Source organism: Actinomadura spongiicola (assembly GCF_003432485.1).
GTDB classification, from domain to species: domain Bacteria; phylum Actinomycetota; class Actinomycetes; order Streptosporangiales; family Streptosporangiaceae; genus Spirillospora; species Spirillospora spongiicola.
The window spans coordinates 44,846-67,068 of the sequence record NZ_QVNQ01000006.1 but is presented as its reverse complement, the minus strand read 5'-3'; the positions used below and the strand labels follow the sequence as shown (position 1 = coordinate 67,068).

The window sequence follows — 22,223 nt, the reverse complement described above, 5'->3', positions numbered from 1 at the left end:
GAAGTACTTCACAAGGTTCCGAGGGGAGTCTATTCCCTTATCACGACCGGTGCGTAATTCGGGGCCGGTCAGGTTCGGAGTGACCCGCGGCTCAGCCCGGATTGACCGCGTGGTGCATCGCGGCGACACCGAACGTCAGGTCGCGCCAGCGCACGTCGTCCCAGCCCGCGTCCTGGATCAGCCGCGCCAGCCCCGCCTGGTCGGGCCAGGCCAGTGTCGACTCGGCGAGATAGGTGTAGGAGTCGGGATTGGAACTGACCCGCGCCAGCAAGGGCAGCGCGTACCGCAGATGCGTCCGGTGCCCGAACGCCAGCAGCGCGTTCGGCGGGTGGCTCACCTCGCAGACCAGCAGCCGCCCGCCGGGCTTGGCGACCCGCCGCAGCTCCCGCAGCGCCTTCCCGGTGTCGACGATGTTGCGAAGGCCGAACGAGATCGTCACCGCGTCGAACGAGCCGTCCGCGAACGGCAGCCGCAGCGCGTCGCCCGCGACGAAGCGCAACCCCCTGACCCCGGCCTGCCGCCGCACCCCGACGCGCAGCATGCCGAGCGAGAAGTCGCACGCCACCGTCTCGGCGCCGGCCTCGGCGAACGGCACCGACGACGTTCCCGTCCCGGCCGCGAGGTCGAGGATCCGCTCGCCCGGCCGCGCGCCGACCGCCCGGACGACCTCCCGCCGCCACCGCCGGTCGAGGCCGCCGGTCATCAGCGTGTTCAGCAGGTCGTACCGCGCGGCGGTGCCGTCGAACATCGCGGCGACGTCGGTGGGCTTCTTGTCCAGGGATGCGCGGCTCATGCGTCCTCTTTGGTCAGCGACTTCTCGAACCGCCGTCGCTGCGACCGGACGCCGCGCGTGACGGCGGCCGACATCCGGTCGCGCTGGGCGGACAGCAGGACATAGCTGACGACGCCGCTGATCGCCAGCGCCAGCAGCAGGAGCAGGAACCCGCGGGCCCCGAACAGCGCCAGCACACCCGCGGTCGCCGCGAAGATCGCGAGCCGCGCGACGGTGTAGAAGATGACGGAACGCATGGTCCTTCGAGACTAATGCCTACCTCAGCACGTCACGGAACAGGGCCGGGTCGACGTTCCCGCCGGACAGGATCGAGACGTACGTGCGGCCCTCGGGGAGTTCGGCGCGCCGGTAGAGGAACGCGGCCGTGGCGACCGCCCCGGCGGGCTCGGCGACCAGGCGGGTCTCGCGCACGAGTCGGCGCATGGCGAGGCGGATCTGGTCCTCGGTGACCGTGACGACACGGTCCACATGGACGCGCATGTGCGCGAACGGCAGCTCGCCGACCCGCTGGACGCGGAGCGCGTCGGCGATGGTGCGGCCGGTCCGCTCCGACTCCCACGCGACGGGATGTCCGGCGGCCATCGAGTCGCGGGCATCGGCGGCGAGTTCCGGTTCCACGCCGACCACCAGCGCCTCGGGGCGCAGCGCCTTGACGGCGGCGGCGACCCCGGAGACGAGGCCGCCCCCGCCGACCGGGACGAGCACGACGTCCACGTCCGGGCGGTCCTGGACGATCTCCAGCCCGACCGTGCCCTGCCCCGCGATGATCCGGGCGTCGTCGAAGGGCGGGATCACCGCGAAGCCGTGCGCGGCGGCGAGCTTGGCCGCGGTCTCCTCCCGGGCCCGCAGGGTCGGCTCCACGTACACGACCTCGGCGCCGAGCGCGACGCAGGCGTCCACCTTCACCCTCGGGGCGGTGTTCGGCATGACCAGCACGGCCTTGCCGCCGAGCGCGCGGGCCGCGTACGCGACGGCCTGCGCGTGGTTGCCGCTGGAGTGCGTCACGACGCCCCGGGCCCGTTCCTCGGCTGTGAGGGACGCGATGGCGGAGTAGGCGCCGCGGATCTTGAACGCGCCGATAGGCTGCAACGACTCCGCCTTCACGAGCAGCGACGGCGCGCCCGCCGGGGTGGCGGCGGGGTCGTGGCGGAACGGGACGAGCGGGGTCCGGACGGCGACGCCCGCGATGCGCTCGGCGGCCCGTTCGATCTCCGGCAGCGATATCAGATCGGCCATGATCAAGAGACTACTTCGAGCGCCGTACCGGTCGCGGCCTAAGCTCTTTCCGGTGGTGACCTGGCAGGTCGAATGGGGTCAAAGGGAGGCTTGCTCCGCATGGGACGCGCACCGTGGGTGATCCGTCCAGATAGGTCGACTACTCTCCGTGATCTTTTCCCAAACATAGGGAGAAATCGGTCTTGACCCGCCACACTGTTAAACAGTCCACCCGCGCCGAGAGCGGGACAAAGGGGGAGAGAAAACGTGGAGAGCACGAGCGAGCGCCTGCTGACCCCAGGAGAGGTCGCCGCCCTCTTCCGGGTCGACCCGAAGACGGTCACCCGGTGGGCCGCCGCGGGCCGGATCAGCAGCATCCGGACACCGGGGGGGCACCGGCGCTTTCGCGAGTCCGAGGTGCACGCGCTGCTGCGCGGCGAGGAGCCCATCGCCGAGCATTCGGCGCACTGACCCGCGGGGCCCGCTGAACGTATTCGGCCCTTGCCGCCCGGACCGCCGCGTGAGGCAGTCCTTCGGGGGAAGTCCTCGCCCGGGCGGCCGGGGCCGCTTCCGTTTCCGGGCTCAGTCCGCGCTCTCCCCGGCGTCGTTCGCCGCCCATTCCTCGAAACGGCGGAGCAGGTCCGCGTCACCGTCCCGCCAATGCCGCCGCCGGTCCGCCAGTTCCTCTTCCGTCAGCGACTCCGCGAGGAGCCGGTCGTAATCGGGGTCGCCCGGTTTGATCTCGACATAGGCGTCGGCGATGATCCGCCCCTGGGAGGTCCGCGACCCGGACTCGTCGACATCGGCGAGAACGCTGTGCGGTACCCGGAGCGTGCCGTCGGGAAGCCGGATCACATACATCGTCGATCACCCTCGCGATTTCCCATTGCCGCCCACCTTCGCCGGTGTCCTAGATCCCGAATCTGCGGTTGAAGAAGAGCATGACCTCCAATGCCATCCGGATGTTGCCGGCGAGCATATCCACGAGCGCGGGCCGCTGGCGGGACGAGATCGCGGCGAACGCGTCCGCGAAGAACTCCCGGCGGCCGAGCGTGTTCGGCTGGCGGTGGAAGGCGCTCGCCAGATGCGGCAGGCACTCCTCGTAGAGCCGCTGGAAGGCGGGGCTGTCGGAGGCCCACTCGCCGTCGTCGCCGTCGAGGTCGTCGAGCGCGTGCCCGACCTCGTGGAGCATCACGTCCGGCGTCGGCGACGGCCGATCACCGACGATGATCTTGTGGTCGCCATAGGCGCCGGCGCAGATGTCCCAGGTGGCGCGGCCGGACGGCAGCGGACGGTCGCGCAGATGGCCCATGTCGTCGAGCTGCGGAACGCCACCGGGGCCCACATAGATGCCGTCGAGCCCGCCCGCGAGCTTTTCCTTCAGCGGCTCGGGCAGCGACGCCAGGCTGTCCACCGCCGCGATCACCTCGGGGCTCGGCGGGCCCTCCCGGACGTCCCACTGGCGGTACAGGACGTTCTCCAGGACGCCGCAGTGGCGGCGGCCGTCGGCGACGTGCGGCGTCCCCGGCGGGTACGGCTCCACGCGCAGCCGGTCGTCCTCCAGCTCGAAGTCGCTCCACGAGTAGTCGCCCTGCCGCGGCCTGCCCCGCCTGCGCCTGCCGAACCTGCCCGTGAACCCGCCCGCCGCGTCGCCCGCGTCCGGGCCGTCACCTCCCGCCCCGCCGCCACGGTCGTCGGGTGCGGCCCGGTCGCCCGCCACGCCGCCGGGGCCCAACGCGAAGTCGTCGTCGCGGCCCGCCTTGCGGAACCGGCCGAACCGGTCACGCGGCTGGTTGCTGCGCGGTCGCACCTGCCCCGAGTCGGGCGGCGAGGACGCGTAGGCGGCGTCGTCTCCCCCGGCGCGGCCGTCCCGGCGGCTCCGCACGCCGCGCGGCGACTCCCGGTGCCGAGGCACCCGGGGCTTGCGATGGACGCCTTTGAAGCGCATCGGGCTCCTCTGTCCACGGGACCCGCGGGGGATCGGGCGGCGTTCGCCGCGCGACCGGGTCCCGGAGGAAGGGTAAGCCGGAACCCGACACTCCGTCATCCCTTGGAGTCACGAAGGACGAAGTTCCCAGGCGCGGATCTCACGCGTAGGAGTGCAGACCCTCGAACATGTAGTTCACGCCGAAGAAGTTGAACAGCAGCGCGGCGAACGCCACCAGCGACAGGATCGCGGCCTTGCGGCCCCTCCACCCGGCGGTCGCGCGGGCGTGCAGGTAGGCGGCGTAGATGATCCAGGTGACGAAGGACCAGATCTCCTTCGGGTCCCAGCCCCAGTAGCGGCCCCAGGCCTGGTCGGCCCAGATCGCGCCCATGATGATCGCGGCCGTCCAGATCGGGAACGCGAACATCGTGACCCGCATCGCGAGCCGGTCGAGGGTCTCGGCCGACGGCACATGGGCCAGCGCGACGCTCGGGGCGCCGCCGCGGGCGTCCTCGCGGGCCTTCAGCAGGTAGAGGACGGTCGCGGCGCCCGCGACCGTGAACGCCCCGGTCGCGATGATCGCGGCGGTGACGTGGATGGCGATCCAGTAGGAGTCCAGCGCGGGGGTGACCGGGCCCACCGAGTCGTACAGGTAGATGTTCGCCACGCCCAGCGCGATGACGGCGGCGAACATCACGGGCACGCCGAGGAACCGCGCCTTGTACTTGACCATCACGACCATGAAGGCGGTCACGGCGGCGAACGAGATGGCGGTGAGGAACTCGTACATGTTGCCCCACGGCCACCGCTCGGCGGCCAGCCCGCGGCTCACCAGGACCCCGAGGTGCGCGCCGACGCCCAGCACGCTCAGGAACACCGCGAGGCGCGCCCAGTCGAACCGGGAGCCTTCCGGCTCCTCCTCGTCCGCGGGGGCGGCGGTGTCGGCGACGTCCTCGGCGCCGCCGGCTCCGACCAGGACCTTGGCCTCGGCCTTCTCCCGGACGGACGCCTTGGCGACGGCGGACGTCGCGGCGCCGCGACGACCGAAGCCCATGTCGGCGGCGTAGGCGACCAGCGCGATGATGTACATCACCACGGTGGTCAGCATGAGCTTGTCGCTCAGGTTCGCGAGGTCGGCGCTGTTCACCTGTTGCTCACCTCGTCACTCCTTCGATTCGGTCGCCGGGCCGGACTCCGGATCGGCGTCGGATTCGGGCTCGGCGTCGTCGTTCTGGTCGGCGGCTGCGTCCTGGTCGCCGGCGTCCTGGTCGCCGGCGTCCTGGTCGGCTTCGGGCTCCGGTTCCTGTTCCGGGCCGCGCAGCGCGGTCACGATGTCGTCGAACTCCGCGGTCGGGTTCCCCAGCGTGAGGCCGCCGACCTCGACCACCGTACGCCCGCCCTCTCCGGCGCTCGCACGGACCCACACCCTGCGCCGCCGCACCATGAAGGAGGCCACCACGCCCAGCACCGCGAGAATGGCCGCGACCAGGGCCGGGACGCGTCCGGGGTCGTGGTTCACCGACAGGGTCGCGTACTCCTTGAGGCCCTCGAACGTGATCGAGCCCGCGCCGCCGGGGAGCTTGAACGTCTCGCCCGGCTCCAGGAGCTTCTGGCCGTCCTTGACGGGCTGGAGCGTCCTGCCGATGCCCTCCAGCCGGTAGACGGACTGCGGGGTCCCGGAGTCCAGGCCGATGTCGCCCTTGAACGAGGAGATGGTGACGACCGGACGCAGCGGCGCCGGGAACGCCGACACGATCTGCTTGCCGCTCTCGTCGGCCATCGCGGTCGGCCACAGGATGCCGTAGAAGGCGAGCTGGTCCGGCCGGGCGTCGGGGGCCTTGATGACGCCCTCGGACGTCAGGTTCCGGGGCTCCATCTCCAGGAACGGCACCGCGTCCCGGAACGCGACGTCGCCCTTGGCGTCCCGGACGGTGAACACCGGCGCGTACCCGTGACCGAGCAGGTACACCTTGGTGCCGCCGATCTTCAGCGGATGGTTGATCCGCAGGTCGTGCCGCTCGTCCTTGCCGCCGGGTTCGGCCCGGTAGCGGATCGCGGCGTTGAACCCGGTGGCCTGGCCGCGTTTGCTGCCCTTGGTCTCGTAGGTCGCCTTGAAGTCGTCGAGGCTGATGGTGAACGGGGCGAGTTCGCCGTCGTTGAACGCCCGTCCCGGCGTGAACTGGTCGTACTGGTTGAGGGAGTTGGCGAACGTCTTGCCCTCGGTCAGCAGCACGTCCCCCCGGTAGCCGAAAAGGTTCCCGAGGCCGAGCGCGAACAGCAGCGCCAGCAACGCCAGGTGGAACAGCAGGTTGCCGGTCTCGCCCAGGTAGCCCTTCTCGGCGGACGCCGCGCCGTCGGACACGTCCACCCGGAACCGCCGCCCGCGCAGGACCTTGCGGGCCTCGGCGAGGACGTCGTCCGGGGACGTGTCCGTCTCGAACCGCGCGGACTGCGGCAGCCGCTCCAGCCGGCGGGGCGCCGCCGGCGGGCGGGCCCGCATCGACCGGTAGTGCTTGCCCGCACGAGGAATGACGCACCCGGCGAGCGACACGAACAGCAGGATGTAGATCGCCGCGAACCAGGGCGCGGCGAACACGTCGAACATGGAGAGCCGGTCGAGCCACGGACCGAGCGTTCTGTGCTCGTCCAGGTAGGCCACGACCTTCTCCGGCGCCTGTCCCCGCTGCGGCAGGACGGACCCGGGCACCGCGCCGAGCGCCACCAGGAACAGAAGGATCAGCGCCGTGCGCATCGTGGTCAGTTGCCGCCAGCCCCAGCGCAGCCAGCCGAGCGGGCCGATGCCGCTGGGGCGCGGCACCTCTTCCGGCGCCTGCCGCGCCGCGGGGGCCCGCGTGCCCGACTCGGGCTCGGACTCCTTGACGTCGTCCCAGATGTCAGTCATCTCAAATAACGGGTTGGAAGCCGCTGATCCACGACTTCAGCTCGATGGTCAGGTCGCCCCACAGGCCGCTCACCAGCAGCACTCCGATGAGCACGAGCATGCCGCCGCCGGTCCGCATCACCAGAGGGTAGTGGCGTTTCACCGCGCCGAACGCACCGAGCGCCCGGCGGTAGGCGATCGCCGCGGCGATGAACGGCAGGCCGAGCCCCGCGCAGTACGCCAGTGACAGCAGCGCGCCGCGTCCGGCGCTGGCCTCGGTGACGGCGAGGCTCTGCACCGCGCCGAGCGTCGGGCCGATGCACGGCGTCCAGCCGAGCCCGAACAGGACGCCGAGCAGCGGCGCGCCCGCGAGCCCGGCCGCGGGCAGCCGACTGGACTTCACGGTTCGTTGCAGCCCGGGGATGAGGCCCATGAACGCGAGACCGAACACGATCGTGATGACGCCGAGGACGCGGGTGATCGGATCCTGGTACTCCAGCAGCCAGCGTCCGAGGCCGCCGAAGACAGCGCCGTAGCTGACGAACACGACGCTGAACCCGGCGATGAACAGCACGGCGCCCGCGAGGAGCCGGCCGCGCCGCTGGTCGGCGAGGTCGGCGCCGGACATGCCCGTCACGTACGACAGGTAGCCCGGCACGAGCGGCAGGACGCACGGCGAGGCGAACGAGACGAGCCCGGCGAGCGCCGCCAGCGGCGCCGCCGCGACCAGCGACCCGCTGACGACCGTCTCGGTGACGGCGCTCATGTGCCCGTGCTCATGATCCTGCGCTCATGCTCTCGTGCTCACCGGCTCATTTCTCCGTGAGGACCTTGGTGACCAGCGGGTTCAGCTTCGAGAACGTCGTCGCCCCGATGACACGGGCGGCGATGCGGCCCTGCCGGTCGAGGACGAGCGTGCTCGGGATCGCGCTGGGCGGGACCTCGCGGAACGCCAGCGTGACCTGCCCGTCGGCGTCGAACAGGCTCGGATAGGTGACCTTGAACCGGCGCTCGAACGCCAGCGCGTTGTCCTTGGAGTCCTTGAAGTTGACGCCGAGGAACTCGACGCCCTTGGCCTTGTTCTCGTCGTACACCTGCTGGAGGGACGGCGCCTCGCCGCGGCAGGGCGCGCACCACGACGCCCAGAAGTTCACGACGACGACCTTGCCCTTGAGGTCGGCGAGCCTGGCCGGCGTCCCGTCCAGGCGCTGACCGCCGACGCCCTGGACGCTCTTACGGTCGCCGGGCTTGAACTCGGTCAGGGCGCCGTCGCCGGAGACGAACCGCGTGTCGTCGCCGCCCTGCCCGTTCTCGGAGGCGCTGGTCCCGGCGCACCCGGCCAGCAGCCCGCAGAGCGCCACGGCGACGAGGGCGCGCGGTGGGGAGACTCGGGGGCTCAACGGACCCTCCTACTTCACCGTCCATGTGCTACTACAGGATGTAGTACACAACCTAGTGGTGCGGTCAGGCACCCGCGACACTGGGGCCCTTCGCGATCCCGGCCGCGGGCTCACAGTAGGCGACGTCCACCAGTCGGCTGCCCTCGAACGTGAGGCTCGTGAGGCTCGCCAGCCCGCATTCCCGCCGCTGCGGGTGATGCCAGAGGCGGCGTCGTTCGGCGTGCAGCCGCAGCACCCAGATGGGCAGCTGGTGGCTGATGCAGACGGCCTCGTGGCCGCGCGCCGCCTCCCGCGCCCTGATCACGGCGCCGCGCATCCGGGCGGCGAGCTCCCTGTAGGGCTCCCCCCAGGACGGCCGGAACGGGTTGACCAGGTGCCGCCAGTGCTCGGGGCGGCGCAGCGAACCGGGCCCGGCCCCGAACGTCAGCCCCTCGAAGTGGTTGCCGGCCTCGATCAGCCGGTCGTCCACCGTCACGGGCAGGTCGAACGCGTCGGCCAGGGGCGCGGCCGTCTCCAGGGCCCGCTGCATCGGTGAGGAGAACAGGGCGGCCACGTCCCGGTCGGAGAACCATTTCGCGGCGGCCTTCGCCATGAGGACGCCGTCCTCGCTCAGGCGGTAGCCGGGCAGCCGCCCGTACAGGATCCCCTGGGGGTTGTGCACCTCACCGTGCCGCAACAGGTGAACGATCGTCTTCTCGGTCATCGCTCGTCAGATTACCTACGCCCCTGCCTCCACTTATCCACCGACCATGCCCTTGGCGACGTGCGCTTCGTCTCCCCGCGGGCACGGTCAGCGCGGCACGGGCGCGACGGCGGGAATGTCGGCGGGGACGGCGGCGCGCAGCGCGGTGACGGCGGCGCGGATCGCGGGACGGCGGGCGGCCTCCTCGCGCCAGACCGCGTACACGCGGCGCGACAGCGGCGCCGCCAGCGGCAGGATCACCACGCCGGGCGGGACGTCGCAGCGGCCGAGGCGCGGCAGGATGACGTTGCCGAGACCGGCGGCGGCGAGGGCGAGCTGCGTGGCGAACTCGTAGGCCATGTGGTCGATCCGGGGTTCGCTGTCGACGGCGCGCAGCGTCCGCAGCAGCCAGTGGCAGCAGATGCTGTCCGGCGAGGAGCTGATCCACGGGTCGCCGGCCAGTTCCTTCAGGTCGACGGTGTCGCGCCCGGCGAGCGGATGGGACGCCGGGACCGCCACGTCCGCGACGTCGTCGCAGATGACGCCCTTGTGCAGGCCCTCGGGCAGCGGCAGGGGGTCGTTGTTCCAGTCCTGCACGACGGCCATGTCGTAGTCGCCGCGCGACACCAGCGGCATGCTGCGCATCGGGTCCTCCTCGATGGCCTGCACGCGCAGGTCGGGGTGGTCGGCGCCGAGCGAGCGCAGCGCCGCGGGCATGAGCCCGCGGATCGCGGTGGGGAACGCGGCCACGGTGAGCTGCCCGACGACGGAGCCGCGGTGGGCCTCCAGGTCGGCCTGCGCCTGCTCGACGAGCGACAGGATCCGCTCGGCGTGGGCGACGAGCAGTTCGGCGGCGTCGGTGAGACGGACGCCGCGGCCGTTGCGTTCGAGAAGCTTCTGGCCGGTCTCCCGCTCCAGCTTCGCCAGCTGCTGGGAGACCGCCGAGGTGGTCACGTGCAGGACGTCGGCGGCCGCGCTGACCGAGCCGTAGGTCGCGACGGAGTGCAGCGCGCGCAGCCGTTCCAGATCAAGCATGAAGCAATACTAAATCGAGGTGTCAAGAAGTTCTCGCTTGTCCTTAAGCAAGTGTTTCCTCACGATCAAGTTATGAGTTTGCGCCATGTCCTGCTGGCGACCCTGATCGCGGCGCTGTGGGGCTTCAACTTCGTGCCCATCCACTGGGCTCTGGAAGACGTCCCGCCGCTGCTGATGGCCGCGTTGCGCTTCGTCCTCGCGGCGGTGCCCGCCGTGTTCTTCGTACGGCGCCCGCCCGTTCCGGTGCGCTGGCTCGTCCTGGTCGGCCTTCCGCTCGGCGTGGGGCAGTTCGGGCTGCTGTTCCTCGGCATGCGGATGGGCATGCCCGCGGGCTTGGCGTCGGTCGTCCTCCAGGTCCAGGCGATCTTCACGGCGCTGTTCGCGGGGCTGCTGCTGCGCGAACGGCTCGGCGCCCGGCAGATCGCGGGCATGGCCGTCGCGTTCGGCGGGGTGGCGCTGCTCGGCACGGTGCAGTCCGAGGGCGGCAGTCCGGTCGACGCGTTCCTCGTCTGCCTCGGCGCCGCCGCCTGCTGGGGGTTGGCGAACATCGGGATGCGGCAGATGAACCAGGCCGCCTCGGGCCCGATCGACGCGTTCGGGTTCATGGTGTGGGTGTCGCTGGTGCCGCCGCTGCCGCTGCTCGCCCTGTCGCTGATCTTCGAGGGGCCGGGTGCCCTGCCGGACGCGGCGCGCGACCTCTCTCCGACCGGGCTCGGCTCGCTCGCGTACATCGCCTACATCTCCACGCTGTTCGGCTTCGGCGTGTGGGGATGGCTGATCCGCCGGTACGAGGCCAGCACGGTCGCCATGTACTCGCTGCTCGTCCCGCCGTTCGGGCTGGTCTCGGCCGCCCTGCTGCTCGGCGAGCACGTGGACGCGCCCCGGCTCGTCGCCGCGGCTCTGATCATCGCGGGTGTCGCCGCGGGGAGCGTCCGGCCGCGGCCCCGCGTGGAACTGGTGCCGCCCGACCCACAACCCGTCGAAACGAGGTGAGAGATCGATGCGCGGAATCTACGCATCGCTCGTGACGCCGTTCTCCAGCCACTCCGGCGAGGTGGACGCCAAGTCGCTCGAACGGCTCGCCGTGCACTGCCTGGAGAACGGCGCGGAGGGTCTGGTCGCGCTGGGCACGACCGGCGAGGCGGCGCTGCTGGGCGCCGCCGAGCAGCGGACGGTGCTGGAGGTGTGCCGCGCCGTCTCGATCACGTACGGAACGCCGCTCATCGTCGGCGCCGGGACGATGGGCACCGAGGACTCGATCCGGCAGGCCCGGGAACGCGCCCCGCTGGCGGACGCGCTGCTCGTCGTCGTCCCGTACTACCTGCGCCCGTCCGACGACGCCGTCGTCGACCATTTCGCGGCCGTGGCCGCTGCCGTGGACGTCCCGCTAATCCCCTACAACATCCCCTACCGGACGGGAAAGCAGCTCGGTGCCGACACGCTCCTCAAGATCCTCGCGCTCGACTGCGTGACCGGCGTGAAGCAGTGCGCGGGCGCCATCGACGCCGACACCATCGCCCTGCTGGCCGCCGGCGCGGGTCAGGGAATCCTGTGCGGTGACGACATGTACATCTATCCGATGCTCCAGCTCGGCGCGTCCGGCGGCGTCGCCGCGTCCGCCTGCCTCGCGCCCGCCGCCTACGCCGCGATGGACCGCGCGGTCCGGCACGGCGACGCGGCGCGGGGACTGGCGATCCACAACGCGTTGCTTCCGATGGTGGAGGCGCTGTTCGGTGAACCGTCGCCGTCCGTCCTCAAGGCATGTCTGGCCGAGGAGGGCCTGATCGACAGCCCGGCGGTGCGCGCGCCGCTGCACGCGCCGCGCTCCGAGTCCGTCACCGCCGCCCTGCGTGCCTTCCGCGTCGTCTAGGCGGCGTCAGGCGGCCGTCCCGACGTCGTCAGGCGGCCGACCTGGCGGCGGCTCGGGCGGCGTGCGGGAGGGCGTCCAGAACGCGTCCCAGCGCCTCCTCGTCGTGCGCCGCGGACAGGAACCACACCTCGTAGGCGGACGGCGGCAGGTACACGCCACGTTCCAGCGCCGCGTGGAAGAACGCGGCGTACGCCCTGACGTCCTGACGTTGCGCGGCGGCGAAGTCGCCCACGGCCCCGTCGGCGAAGAACACCGAGAAGAGGTTGCCCGCGTTCTGCACCGAATGCGGGACGCCCTCCCGGGTCAGTGCCTCCGACACGGCCTTGGACACGATCTCCGCCGCCCGGTCGACCGCCGCGTACACCTCGTCGGTCGCGTGCCGCAGCGTGGCGAGCCCGGCGGCGGTGGCGAGCGGGTTCCCCGACAGGGTGCCCGCCTGGTAGACGGGTCCGGCGGGGGCGAGCTGGTCCATGACGTCGGCGCGTCCGCCGAACGCGGCGGCGGGCAGCCCGCCGCCCATCACCTTCCCGAACGTCATCAGGTCGCCCGCCACGCCCTCGATCCCGAACCATCCGGACCTCGACGCCCGGAAACCCGTGAGCACCTCGTCGAGCACGAGCAGGGCGCCGTACCTCTCGCAGAGCCGCTTCAGCAGCGCGTTGAAGCCCGACAGGGGCGGCACCACGCCCATGTTGCACGGCACGGCCTCGGCGATGACGCAGGCGATGTCGGCGCCGTGCTCGTGGAACGCCGTCTCCAGGGCCGCGACGTCGTTGTACGCCAGGATCAGCGTGTCCGCTGTGGTCGCGCCGGTCACGCCGGGGGTGTCGGGCAGCCCGAACGTGACCACGCCGGAGCCCGCCGCGGCGAGCAGCGAGTCCACGTGCCCGTGGTAGCAGCCCGCGAACTTCACGATCTTGGTGCGTCCGGTGAAGCCGCGCGCCAGCCGGATCGCCGACATCGTCGCCTCGGTGCCGGAGTTGACCAGCCTGACCCGCTCCACCGGGGTCCGCGCCACGATCTCCTCGGCCAGCTCGACCTCCCCGGGCGTCGGCGCCCCGTAGGAGGTGCCGCGTCCCGCCGCGTCCCGCACCGCCGCCACGACGGCCGGATGCGCGTGACCGAGGATCATCGGACCCCACGAGCAGACCAGGTCGACGTACTCGGTGCCGTCCGCGTCCGTCAGGTACGGGCCGCGCCCGGACGCCATGAAACGGGGCGTCCCGCCGACGGCGCCGAACGCCCGAACCGGCGAGTTCACCCCCCCGGGGACCACATCGACGGCACGATCGAACCACTGCTGAGAGAGATCAATACCAGTCACCGGTTCAGTCTCTCAGTTGCAGTTCGGCGACTTGCCTTGACCTCGCCGGGTACGGGCCGATATTCCACCAAGTACGGCATCGACGCCGGGCGGGCGTAATCGGAGGGGGATGGCTTTCACGGTGGTCAACGGCTGGACGGTCCCGGGCTTCACCCACGGGCGGGAGCTGGGTGACGGCGCCACGGGCCGGGTGGTGCTCGCGGTCGACGACCTGACGAGTACCAAGGTCGCGATCAAGTACCTCGACGGCGCGCTGTGCGCCGACGAGGTGTTCCTGACGCGGTTCCGCACCGCCGCGCGGAGCCTGTCCCAGCTTGAGGACCCCAACGTCGTCGACCTGTACGACTTCGTGGAGACCCCGGACGGCGCCGCGATCGTGATGCAGTACGTCGAGGGCGTCAGCCTGCGGCACGTCCTCGCCGTGCAGGGCCCCACCGGACCGCTCGCGGCCCTGTCCCTGTTCGGCGGGGTGCTCCTCGGCCTCGCGGCGGTGCACGAGCACGCCGTGTTCGTCCATGGCGCGCTCCGGCCGGGCAACATCATGATCGACGGGGAGGGCAACGCGCGGCTCACCGACTTCGGCACCTCGTCCGCCGGGACGGTGGCGCAGTCCGGTCCGCCGTACGCGGCACCCGAACTGTGGGACGGCGCGTCCGTCACCGTCGCCACCGACCTGTACGCGGCCACCGCGGTGTTCTACGAGTGCCTCACCGGACAGCCTCCGTTCGCCGGACGGAACATGGCGCGGCTGCACCGGGAGGCGCCGATCCCCGCCGACGAGGTCCCCGGCCCGCTGCGCGACCTGATCCACCGGGGCCTGGCGAAGGATCCCGAGCGGCGCCCGGCGTCGGCCGCGGACTACCTCGCCGCCCTGGAGGAGGCGGCCGTGTCGGCGTACGGGCCGTCCTGGGAGGCGCAGGGCCGCGGACGCGTCACCGAACTCGCCGCGCAGGCCGCCCTCCAGCCCGAACCGCCGAAGCCCAAGCCGGCCCGCAGCAGCGGACGCAACCCGATCGTCGCCTCCGGAGCCAGAGGGGCGGGCTCCCGGACGCGGTGGGCCGTCCCCGCCATCGCCGCCCTCGCCGTCGTCATCGCGGGGATCAGCGCCGCGACGCTGCTGACGGGCGACGCGAAGGAACCTCCGGCGGAACCGACGTCGGCGCAGCAGGTCAGCAGCCCGCAGCCGACGCTGCCCGCCGGGGGCGTCGACCCGGGGCCGCTCATCGCACGGATCGACCAGGCCGTCACGCAGGCGCCCGGCGCCCTGTTCACCTACCGGCAGTCGGGCTGCTGCGGCTTCCCCGTCGCAGGCAAGGGAACGCTCGGCGTGGTCCCCGGCGGGCCGCCGTCCTACACGCTGACGCTGTCGGGGACGGGAGCGGCCCGCAAACCGGTCCGGGCCGTGATCGTCCAGAACCGGCTCTATGTCCGCGCCGGGAAGACGTGGAGGTCGTCGCCGCTGGGCGGGCGCGGCTACCCGGCGCTGGCCGACCAGGTGCGCGCCGGCAGCTCGGTGGTGAACCTGACCGCGCTGCTGCGGTCGGCGACGAAGCTCAGGCAGACCACGTCGAACAGGTCCGGCGTGATCTACGAGGGTGCGGCCCCGGCCGCGGCGCTGGCGCGGAGCCCCGGCGTCGGGCCCATGTACTCGCGGATGGCGCAGGCGACCGGCGCCCAGGAGATCGCGTTCGCCGTCAAGCTCGACGCGGAGCACCGTCCCATCAAGTTCTGGGTCCGTGCCGGGGCGGAGAATGGCCGCAACCAGATGCTGCGCGGCTCCTACACCGGATGGGGCCGCAAGCCCGCCATCCAGGCGCCCGCCAACGCGCCGTAACCGGTCAACCGGCGGTGTCGTATCAGTAGCGGTGTCGTATCAGCTTGCGGTGTCGCAGCTGTCGGCGAGGACTTCGAGGAGTCGGAGCGGGTCGGGGAGCGGCCCGGCCGCCGGGGGCCTCAGCCAGGCGACCTCACGCCCCGACGGGAGCCGGGACGGCGGCGCGGTGACGTAGCTGTCCCGGCAGTGCCACCGCATGCCGGGGGTCTCCAGGACGTCCTCCGGGAAGCAGTCGAGGTGGCAGGACCACCACTCGTCCTCGTCGACCGGGGCGCCGCGGGTCGCGACGAAGAACAGGTGCCGGTCGCCGCCGAACGACGCGACCGGCCCCACGGGCAGGTCGTCGCGGTCGATCCGGTCGAGGGCGGCGGCGCCCGCGGCGGCGGGGACGTCGAACACGTCGAAGACCCGCCCGGTCGGCAGAATGATGTTGGCCTGCGGACGTTCGGACCACCACCGTCCGATGACGGCGGAGTCCACGGTGGCCTGGTGCGCCCAGGCCGCCGACACCGGATGCGCGCCCGGGTCGGGACAGCCGATCCGGTCACACGAACACGCCCGGTCACCGCCCTTGCGGACACCGGTTTTCGGCGGATGCGCGCCGGGAAAGCAGGGCCAGCCGAGTTCGGCGTACTCCCGCGCGGCCGAGGCCATCCGGTCGCGCGCCGCCCTCAACCGCCTGTTCCCCGAGACAGCCAGCATCTCCGCCCCCTAATACCCCAAGGTCGAACGTGGGTTCCTGGCTACCGATGATGCCCGGCGCGGGTGGGTGCCGACACGGCAACCCCCCGAAACGACCCCAAGTGACTAGACATCCCGAACGTTCGACGCCCGAAGAATCCTGGCCGCCTCGGTGGCCCAGTAGGTGAGGGTGATGTCGGCGCCGGCGCGGCGGATCGACAGCAGCGACTCCATGATCGTCCTGGTGCGGTCGATCCAGCCCTTCTCGGCGGCGGCCTCGATCATCGCGTACTCGCCGCTCACCTGGTAGGCGACGACGGGGACGTGCACGCTGTCACGAATCCGGCGGATGATGTCGAGGTAGGCGCCCGCGGGCTTCACCATGACCATGTCGGCGCCCTCGTCGAGGTCGAGGAGCACCTCGCGGACGGCCTCGTCGGCGTTGGCCGGGTCCTGCTGGTGGGTGGACCGGTCACCGAACTGGGGCGCGCACTCGGCGGCCTCACGGAACGGGCCGTAGTACGCCGACGCGTACTTCGCCGAGTACGCCATGATCGCGACGTCGGTGTGGCCCGCGCCGTCGAGCGCCGCGCGGATCGCGGCGACCTGGCCGTCCATCATGCCGCTCGGGCCGACGACCGCGGAGCCCGCCGCGGCCTGCGCGAGCGCGATGGCGGCGTACCGCTCCAGCGTCGCGTCGTTGTCGATCTCGCCGGCCGCGGTGAGGACGCCGCAGTGCCCGTGGTCGGTGTACTCGTCCAGGCACAGGTCCGTCATGATCACGGTGGCGTCGCCGAGGTCGGACGTCAGGTCGCGCAGGGCGAGTTGGACGATGCCGTCCGGGTCGTCGGCGGCGGAGCCGGTGCCGTCCTTCACGGCCGGAACGCCGAACAGGATGATCCCGCCGACGCCCGCCTCGGCCGCCTCGTGCGCGGCCTTGCGCAGGCTGTCGCGCGTGTGCTGGACGACGCCCGGCATGGACGAGACGGGCTGCGGTTCGGCGATGCCCTCCTTGACGAACATCGGCAGCACCAGGTCGGCCGGGTCGAGCCGGGTCTCGGCCACCATCCGGCGCAGGGCGGGCGTGCGCCGCAGCCGCCGCGGCCGCGCGACCGGAAACTGAGCGGACATGTTCTTCTCCCCGTTCCTCGCGGCGGATCGCCTCACCTGCGGCGGCGGGCGCCGCGACGCATCTGGCTGGGTTTGCGGGGCGGCTCCCCCGCCTCGGCCCGGCTGGCCCGCCACCGGGTGCCGTACTCGGCGAGGGCCTCCGCCAGCGCCGCCGCCGACGGCTTCTCGGCCATGACGTCGACGCGGAGCCCGTACTCCTCCGCCGTCTTCGCCGTCTGCGGACCGATCACGGCGATGACCGTCACCTTGTGCGGCTTGCCGGCGATGCCGATCAGGTTCTTCACCGTGGACGACGAGGTGAACAGCACGGCGTCGAACCCGCCGCCCTTGATCGCCTCACGGATCGGCGCGGGCGGCGGCGCGGCGCGCACCGTGCGGTACGCGGTGACGTCGTCGCACTCCCAGCCGAGCTCCGTCAGCCGGGCGATCAGCACGTCGGTCGCGATGTCGGCGCGCGGCAGCAGCACCCGGTTGATGGGGTCGAGGTCCTCGTCGTAGGGCGGCCACTCCCGGGCGAGGCCCTCGCCGGACTGCTCCCCGGACGGCGTCAGATCCGGCTGGACGCCGAACTCGACGAGCGCGGCGGCGGTCTGCTCACCGACGGCGGCGACCTTCAACCCGGCGAACGCGCGGGCGTCGAGCCCGTAGTCGACGAGCTTCTCCCGGACGGCCCTGACCGCGTTGGTGGAGGTGAACACCACCCACTCGTACCGGCCCGTGACCAGGCCCTTCACGGCGCGGTCCATCTGCTGCGGGGTGCGCGGCGGCTCGACGGAGATCGTCGGGACCTCGTCGGGGACGGCCCCGTAAGCGCGCAGCTGGTCCGACAGCGACGCGGCCTGCTCCTTCGTCCGCGGCACCAGGACCCGCCAGCCGAACAGCGGCTTCGTCTCGAACCAGGACAGCCGGTCGCGCCAGCCCACCACGTCCCCGACGATGATCAGCGCGGGCGACTCCATGCCCTTGGTGTCGGACGCCAGCTTCTGCAGCGTCGACACCACGGTCTCCTGCTCGGTGGTGGTGCCGTGGCTCGTCATCGCGGCGGGCGTCGAGTCGGGCCGGCCCGCGGCGACGAGGCTCTTGCACACCTCCCCGACCGCGTTCTCCGCGTTGAGGATCACGAGGGTGGCGCCGGGGGCGGCGAACCGCTCCCAGTCGACCCCGCCCCGCGCGACGTCCACGACCCTGACCTCGCGGTTGTCGGCGTCGGTGAGCGGGATGCCCGCGTACCCCGGCACGCCCGTCACGGCGGACACGCCTGGGACCACCTCGAACGGGACACCGGCCTGTGCCAGCGCGCCGCCCTCGTCGGCCAGCCCGCACGCCAGCCCCGGGTCGCCCCACAGCAGCCGTACGACCCGCCGTCCCTCGCGCGCCGCGCGCCGGGCGTGCTGCACCGGGTCGCCGTCCGCCGAATCGATGATCTCCACGTCGGGACGGCAGTGCGCCAGGATCTCGGGCGGGCAGTGGGCGCGGCTCACGATGACCGTGTCCGCGCGCTCCAGCTCGGCGGCGGCGCGGAGCGTCAACAGGCCGGGATCACCAGGCCCCATCCCGACGATGGCGACCCGGCCGTGCTCGGCGGCCGTGCCCGCGGGGTCCTCTGAACTCGTGGCCGAACCGGCGCCGACCGGCGGCGCCGTGCCCGCTGGAATCGTGCTCTTCGCGGCGGGGCTCAATCGCGCTCCCCTATCAACTGGTCGGCCCCCTGCGCGAGCAGCCGGTTCGCGAGATCGCGTCCGAGCCGTTCGGCGTCATCCGGGTGGCCGCTTGCGGACAGCCTCAACTGGCGACTCCCGTCGTAGGACACGACGGTCGCCGTCAGGTGGAGCCTTTCATCAAATTCGACCGAGTACGCACCCACGGGCGCGGAGCACCCGCCCTCCAGCACGGCCAGCACCGTCCGCTCCGCGGTGACGGCGCGCCTGGTCGCGGGGTCGTCGACGGTTTCCAGCAGCGCCCGAAGGTCGGCGCGGTCGGCGCGGCATTCGAGGGCGAGCGCGCCCTGCCCGGGGGCGGGCAGCATCTGGTCGGCCTCGAAGACCTCGGCGACCGCGTCCAGTCGGCGGATCCGCTTCAGGCCGGCGTACGCGAGGACGACCGCGTCCACCTCACCGTCGGCGACCTTGCGGAGCCGGGTGTCGGCGTTGCCGCGGATCGGGACGATCTCGAGGTCGGGACGCATCGCGCGCAGCTGCGCGGCCCGGCGTGCCGAGCCGGTGCCGATACGGGCCCCGCGCGGCAGATCGGCGAGCTTGGCGGGACCGCACAGGGCGTCGCGCGGGTCGTCGCGAAGGGGGGTCGCGGCGAGGGCGATTCCCGGGGACTCGGACGTCGGCAGGTCCTTCAGCGAGTGCACAGCGAAGTCCACCTCGCCGGACAGCACCCTGTCGCGGAGGGCGTTGACGAAGACCCCCGTCCCACCGATCTGGGCGAGCAGGGCCTTGGAGACATCACCCTGCGTCGTTACCCCGACCAGCTCCACGGCATGCCCGGTCCGCGCCGTCAACGCGTCCGCGACCTGCTGGGACTGTGTCATGGCCATCAGGCTCTTGCGCGTGCCGAGGCGCAGCGGGCGCGTGCCCGCGCCGAGCGGGCTCCCCTCCCGGGCCGCTTCCGCGCTCTCTTCTCCGCTCATCCCTCGTCTCCTTCGCGCCCGGCCACGGACTCACGGGTGCTCACCGCCCGGACGTTCGCGGCTTGCGCGTTCACGTCTTGTACGGTCGTCACGCCCTGACCGTCCGGGCCGGACGGCATCGTGCTCACACAGTCGGCTTCGGCGCAGTCCACGGCCGTATGTGCGGGAGCGCTCCACCCCATCGTCTCGTCGCGCATGTCGGCGCGGGCCACCGCCTCCGGGGCCTTGGGGTCGAGGTCGAACAGCTCGCGGAGCGCGTCGGCGTAGGAGTCGCCGCCCGGCGCCGCCGCCAGCTCCTTGACCCGGACGGTCGGCGCGTGCAGCAACTTGTCGACCACCCGCCGGACGGTGTGCTCGATCTCCTTGCGGGCGCGGTCGTCCATCTCGGGCACCCGTCCCGTCAGACGGGACAACTCGGCCTCGACGACGCCGGCGGCCATGCTCCGCAGCGCGACGACCGTCGGCGCGACGGCGGCGGCGCGGGCGGCGCCGACGAAGGCCTCCACCTCGTCGCAGACGATCCGCCGGACGGCCTCGACGGCCGCCGGGCCGATGGCGTGCGCGGCCTCCTCCGCCGTCCGCAGGTCGTCGAGCCCGGCCAGCCCGACGTCCGCCAGGTCGCGGACGGACCGATCGATGTCGTGCGGCAACGCCAGGTCGAGGAAGAAGCGGCGCCGCCCGTCGGCGCCGACGCCCTGTTCTTGGAGCCGCTCGGCCGTCAGCACCAGCCCGGTCGCGCCGGTGCACGAGACGACCAGGTCGGCGTCGGGGATCGCGGAGTCCACCACGTCCAGTTCGATGGCCCGGGACGGCGTGTCCAGCGACTCCGCCAGCCGCACGGCCCGCTCGTAAGTCCGGTTCGCCACGACGACCTCGCGGGCCCCGGCGCGGCTCAGCGTCGCCGCGGCGAGCGAGCTCATCGAACCGGCGCCGACCACCAGCGCGCGGACGCCCTCCAGCGGGCCGAGATACCGTGTCGCCACGTCCAGGCCGACGCCGACCAGCGATGCGCCCGCCTTGTCGATGCCCGTCTCGTGGTGGGCGCGCTTGCCCACGCGCAGCGACTGCTGGAGGACGTCGTGCAGGTCGCGGCCGAGCGTGCCCTCCTCCTGCGCGACGCGGAACGCCTGCCGGATCTGCCCGAGGATCTGCCCCTCGCCGACGACCATCGACTCCAGCCCGCACGCCACGGCGAACACGTGCTGGACGGCCCGCTCCTCGTAGTGGACGTACAGGTGCCGTGTCAGGTCGTCCATCGGGACCCCGGAGTGCAGGGCCAGCAGCTCGGAGATCGCCGAGACTCCGCCGTGGAACCGGTCGACCACCGCGTAGATCTCGACCCGGTTGCACGTCGAGACGATCGCGGCCTCGGCGACGTTCGGGGACGCGTGCACCGCGCGCAGCAACTTCACCAGGTCGTCCCCGGCCACCGCCGCCCGCTCCAGCACCGTCACGGGCGCGCTCCGGTGGCTGAGCCCCACGACCAGAATGCTCACGGACTGCCTCCCGCGTGTCCCGGGCGCGTGACCCGGCGCTTCGCTTCCCTCATGCCTCGACGACCGTCTCCACGTACTGCTTGGTGCCGGGCGGTCCGTCGCCCCCGGCCAGGGAGGCGAGACCGTCGGGGCCCCCGGCCTTGCGCTGCTCGTGGAACGCGAGGATCTGCAGCTCGATGGACAGGTCGACCTTGCGCACGTCGACCCCGTCGGGGACCGTCAGCACGACCGGCGCGAAGTTCAGGACACTGGTCACGCCCGCGGCGACGACGCGATCGCACACCCCCTGGGCCGCGCCCGCGGGGGTCGCGATCACGGCGATGGAGACGCCGTGGTCCGCGATGATGTCCTCCAGCCGGTCGATGTGCCCCACCGTCATCCCGGCGATGTCCTGGCCGACGATGGAGTCGTCCGCGTCGAGCAGGCCCGCCACGCGGAAGCCGCGGGAGGCGAAACCGCCATAGCCCGCCAACGCACGGCCCAGGTTACCCACACCGATGATCGCCACGACCCAGTCCTGGGTGAGGCCGAGTTCCCGGGAGATCTGGTAGACGAGGTACTCGACCTCGTACCCGACGCCGCGCGTCCCATACGAGCCCAGGTGGGACAGGTCCTTGCGGAGCTTGGCCGAGTTGACTCCGGCGGCCGCGGCGAGTTCCTCGGACGACACGGTCGCGACGCCGCGCTCCTGGAGCCCGGTGAGGGCCCGCAGGTACACCGGCAGCCGCGCCACGGTGGCTTCGGGGATGCCGCGGCCCGCGCGGTCGCGTTGGCGGTTCTGTCGAGATGTCACGGCCTGCTCTTCGGCTCGACGCTGGGGACGGGGCGCGCGGGCCCCGCGCCTCGGCTCGCACGGGCCGGACGGCCGCGACCCGACCGCTCCGGGGCTGTCCTCCAGGTTAGCCCTTGTGAACACGCGCACAAAGTCGGGTCCGGTGACACGGTCCGCGGCCGGGCCGACCGTGATCACGAAAGGCCCGTGCCAGCAGGGACTTCCCGGGCCCGGCGCGCGGCCCGGTCGGCGCCCGGATGTGACCGACCAGACATTCGGTCGGGGTGTGATCAGAGTGAGGAGCGCAGGGCCCTGACGGCGTCGCGGAGGCGTTGCTCGTCGACCCGCCAGAAGTCGTGCTGGACACCGTTGATCAGCGTGACCGGGATCTGCTCCCAATACAGCTCGGTGTCCCGCTCCGACCGGGTGATGTCGCGTTCCTCCCACGGGACGTCCAGGTCACGGGCGACCCGCTCGATCACCGCGCGGGCGTCGTCGCACAGATGGCAGCCCGGCTTCCCCAGCAGCGTGATCATGATCCCGT

Annotated in this window: 23 protein-coding genes; 4 read left to right on the top strand and 19 right to left on the bottom strand. The window is 72.2% G+C overall.

Going from position 1 to position 22,223, the window contains the following annotated elements; all coding sequences use genetic code 11:
- Nucleotides 1-91 precede the first annotated feature (91 nt).
- From D0T12_RS20080 to D0T12_RS20070, 3 genes are read right to left on the bottom strand one after another with little or no spacing between them, the layout of a single operon-like run.
- A complete protein-coding gene (locus D0T12_RS20080) occupies nt 92-793 on the bottom strand; it encodes a demethylmenaquinone methyltransferase (RefSeq protein ID WP_117401191.1) in 702 nt (233 codons plus the stop codon).
- Nucleotides 790-1,029, bottom strand: a complete 240-nt coding sequence (locus tag D0T12_RS20075) for a DUF4229 domain-containing protein (RefSeq protein WP_117401190.1) — start codon at nt 1,027-1,029, stop codon at nt 790-792. The genes D0T12_RS20080 and D0T12_RS20075 overlap by 4 nt, the downstream gene beginning before the upstream one ends.
- A gap of 19 nt (nt 1,030-1,048) precedes the next feature.
- Nucleotides 1,049-2,029 (bottom strand): threonine ammonia-lyase, encoded by a 981-nt coding sequence (locus tag D0T12_RS20070; protein WP_117401582.1) that lies wholly within the window; start codon nt 2,027-2,029, stop codon nt 1,049-1,051.
- A gap of 246 nt (nt 2,030-2,275) precedes the next feature.
- On the opposite strand from D0T12_RS20070, the gene D0T12_RS20065 reads away from it, so the two are divergent.
- Entirely contained in the window at nt 2,276-2,479 is a 204-nt protein-coding gene (locus D0T12_RS20065; protein WP_117401189.1) for a BldC family transcriptional regulator, read from the top strand.
- A 111-nt stretch (nt 2,480-2,590) separates the two neighbouring features.
- Here D0T12_RS20065 and D0T12_RS20060 read toward each other — a convergent pair whose 3' ends face one another.
- The 8 genes from D0T12_RS20060 to D0T12_RS20025 all read right to left on the bottom strand — a co-directional run bounded on the left by D0T12_RS20060 (nt 2,591) and on the right by D0T12_RS20025 (nt 9,933).
- Nucleotides 2,591-2,869 (bottom strand): hypothetical protein, encoded by a 279-nt coding sequence (locus tag D0T12_RS20060; RefSeq protein WP_117401188.1) that lies wholly within the window; start codon nt 2,867-2,869, stop codon nt 2,591-2,593.
- A 49-nt stretch (nt 2,870-2,918) separates the two neighbouring features.
- Nucleotides 2,919-3,956 carry a hypothetical protein gene (locus D0T12_RS20055; protein WP_117401187.1) on the bottom strand — a complete coding sequence of 346 codons (1,038 nt, stop codon included), beginning with the start codon at nt 3,954-3,956 and terminating at the stop codon, nt 2,919-2,921.
- Between the two features lie 139 nt (nt 3,957-4,095).
- Complete coding sequence (gene ccsB / locus D0T12_RS20050; RefSeq protein ID WP_233526183.1) at nt 4,096-5,082, bottom strand: c-type cytochrome biogenesis protein CcsB; 987 nt, start codon at nt 5,080-5,082, stop codon at nt 4,096-4,098.
- Between the two features lie 15 nt (nt 5,083-5,097).
- Nucleotides 5,098-6,837 carry a cytochrome c biogenesis protein ResB gene (gene resB / locus D0T12_RS20045; RefSeq protein ID WP_117401186.1) on the bottom strand — a complete coding sequence of 580 codons (1,740 nt, stop codon included), beginning with the start codon at nt 6,835-6,837 and terminating at the stop codon, nt 5,098-5,100.
- A gap of 1 nt (nt 6,838) precedes the next feature.
- Nucleotides 6,839-7,582, bottom strand: coding sequence for a cytochrome c biogenesis CcdA family protein (locus tag D0T12_RS20040; RefSeq protein ID WP_117401185.1), 744 nt, complete (start codon nt 7,580-7,582; stop codon nt 6,839-6,841).
- A 46-nt stretch (nt 7,583-7,628) separates the two neighbouring features.
- On the bottom strand, nt 7,629-8,216 hold the full coding sequence (locus D0T12_RS20035) for a TlpA family protein disulfide reductase (RefSeq protein WP_117401184.1): 588 nt from the start codon (nt 8,214-8,216) through the stop codon (nt 7,629-7,631).
- A gap of 64 nt (nt 8,217-8,280) precedes the next feature.
- A complete protein-coding gene (locus tag D0T12_RS20030; RefSeq protein WP_117401183.1) occupies nt 8,281-8,919 on the bottom strand; it encodes a histidine phosphatase family protein in 639 nt (212 codons plus the stop codon).
- 87 nt (nt 8,920-9,006) lie between these two features.
- Nucleotides 9,007-9,933, bottom strand: a complete 927-nt coding sequence (locus D0T12_RS20025) for a LysR family transcriptional regulator (protein WP_117401182.1) — start codon at nt 9,931-9,933, stop codon at nt 9,007-9,009.
- A gap of 72 nt (nt 9,934-10,005) precedes the next feature.
- On the opposite strand from D0T12_RS20025, the gene D0T12_RS20020 reads away from it, so the two are divergent.
- Complete coding sequence (locus D0T12_RS20020; RefSeq protein WP_117401181.1) at nt 10,006-10,926, top strand: EamA family transporter; 921 nt, start codon at nt 10,006-10,008, stop codon at nt 10,924-10,926.
- Nucleotides 10,927-10,933: 7 nt separating this feature from the next.
- Nucleotides 10,934-11,803 carry a dihydrodipicolinate synthase family protein gene (locus D0T12_RS20015; protein ID WP_117401180.1) on the top strand — a complete coding sequence of 290 codons (870 nt, stop codon included), beginning with the start codon at nt 10,934-10,936 and terminating at the stop codon, nt 11,801-11,803.
- 28 nt (nt 11,804-11,831) lie between these two features.
- On the opposite strand, the gene hemL is transcribed toward D0T12_RS20015, so the two are convergent.
- Entirely contained in the window at nt 11,832-13,127 is a 1,296-nt protein-coding gene (gene hemL / locus D0T12_RS20010; protein ID WP_117401179.1) for a glutamate-1-semialdehyde 2,1-aminomutase, read from the bottom strand.
- A gap of 109 nt (nt 13,128-13,236) precedes the next feature.
- Here hemL and D0T12_RS20005 point away from each other — a divergent pair, with 109 nt between their 5' ends.
- Complete coding sequence (locus D0T12_RS20005) at nt 13,237-14,961, top strand: serine/threonine-protein kinase (protein WP_117401178.1); 1,725 nt, start codon at nt 13,237-13,239, stop codon at nt 14,959-14,961.
- Between the two features lie 39 nt (nt 14,962-15,000).
- On the opposite strand, the gene D0T12_RS20000 is transcribed toward D0T12_RS20005, so the two are convergent.
- The 7 genes from D0T12_RS20000 to D0T12_RS19970 all read right to left on the bottom strand — a co-directional run bounded on the left by D0T12_RS20000 (nt 15,001) and on the right by D0T12_RS19970 (nt 22,215).
- Nucleotides 15,001-15,663, bottom strand: a complete 663-nt coding sequence (locus D0T12_RS20000) for a bifunctional DNA primase/polymerase (protein ID WP_117401177.1) — start codon at nt 15,661-15,663, stop codon at nt 15,001-15,003.
- Nucleotides 15,664-15,768: 105 nt separating this feature from the next.
- A complete protein-coding gene (hemB, locus tag D0T12_RS19995) occupies nt 15,769-16,773 on the bottom strand; it encodes a porphobilinogen synthase (protein WP_117401176.1) in 1,005 nt (334 codons plus the stop codon).
- Between the two features lie 32 nt (nt 16,774-16,805).
- Complete coding sequence (locus D0T12_RS19990) at nt 16,806-18,452, bottom strand: bifunctional uroporphyrinogen-III C-methyltransferase/uroporphyrinogen-III synthase (protein WP_407642098.1); 1,647 nt, start codon at nt 18,450-18,452, stop codon at nt 16,806-16,808.
- The gene (hemC, locus tag D0T12_RS19985; RefSeq protein WP_117401175.1) at nt 18,449-19,411 is read right to left on the bottom strand and encodes a hydroxymethylbilane synthase; all 963 of its coding nucleotides are present in this window, start codon (nt 19,409-19,411) and stop codon (nt 18,449-18,451) included. The genes D0T12_RS19990 and hemC overlap by 4 nt, the downstream gene beginning before the upstream one ends.
- Entirely contained in the window at nt 19,408-20,907 is a 1,500-nt protein-coding gene (locus tag D0T12_RS19980) for a glutamyl-tRNA reductase (protein WP_117401174.1), read from the bottom strand. The genes hemC and D0T12_RS19980 overlap by 4 nt, the downstream gene beginning before the upstream one ends.
- Nucleotides 20,908-20,956: 49 nt before the next feature.
- Nucleotides 20,957-21,700, bottom strand: coding sequence for a redox-sensing transcriptional repressor Rex (locus tag D0T12_RS19975; RefSeq protein ID WP_117401173.1), 744 nt, complete (start codon nt 21,698-21,700; stop codon nt 20,957-20,959).
- A 269-nt stretch (nt 21,701-21,969) separates the two neighbouring features.
- Nucleotides 21,970-22,215 carry a glutaredoxin family protein gene (locus D0T12_RS19970; RefSeq protein ID WP_117401579.1) on the bottom strand — a complete coding sequence of 82 codons (246 nt, stop codon included), beginning with the start codon at nt 22,213-22,215 and terminating at the stop codon, nt 21,970-21,972.
- Nucleotides 22,216-22,223 lie beyond the last annotated feature (8 nt).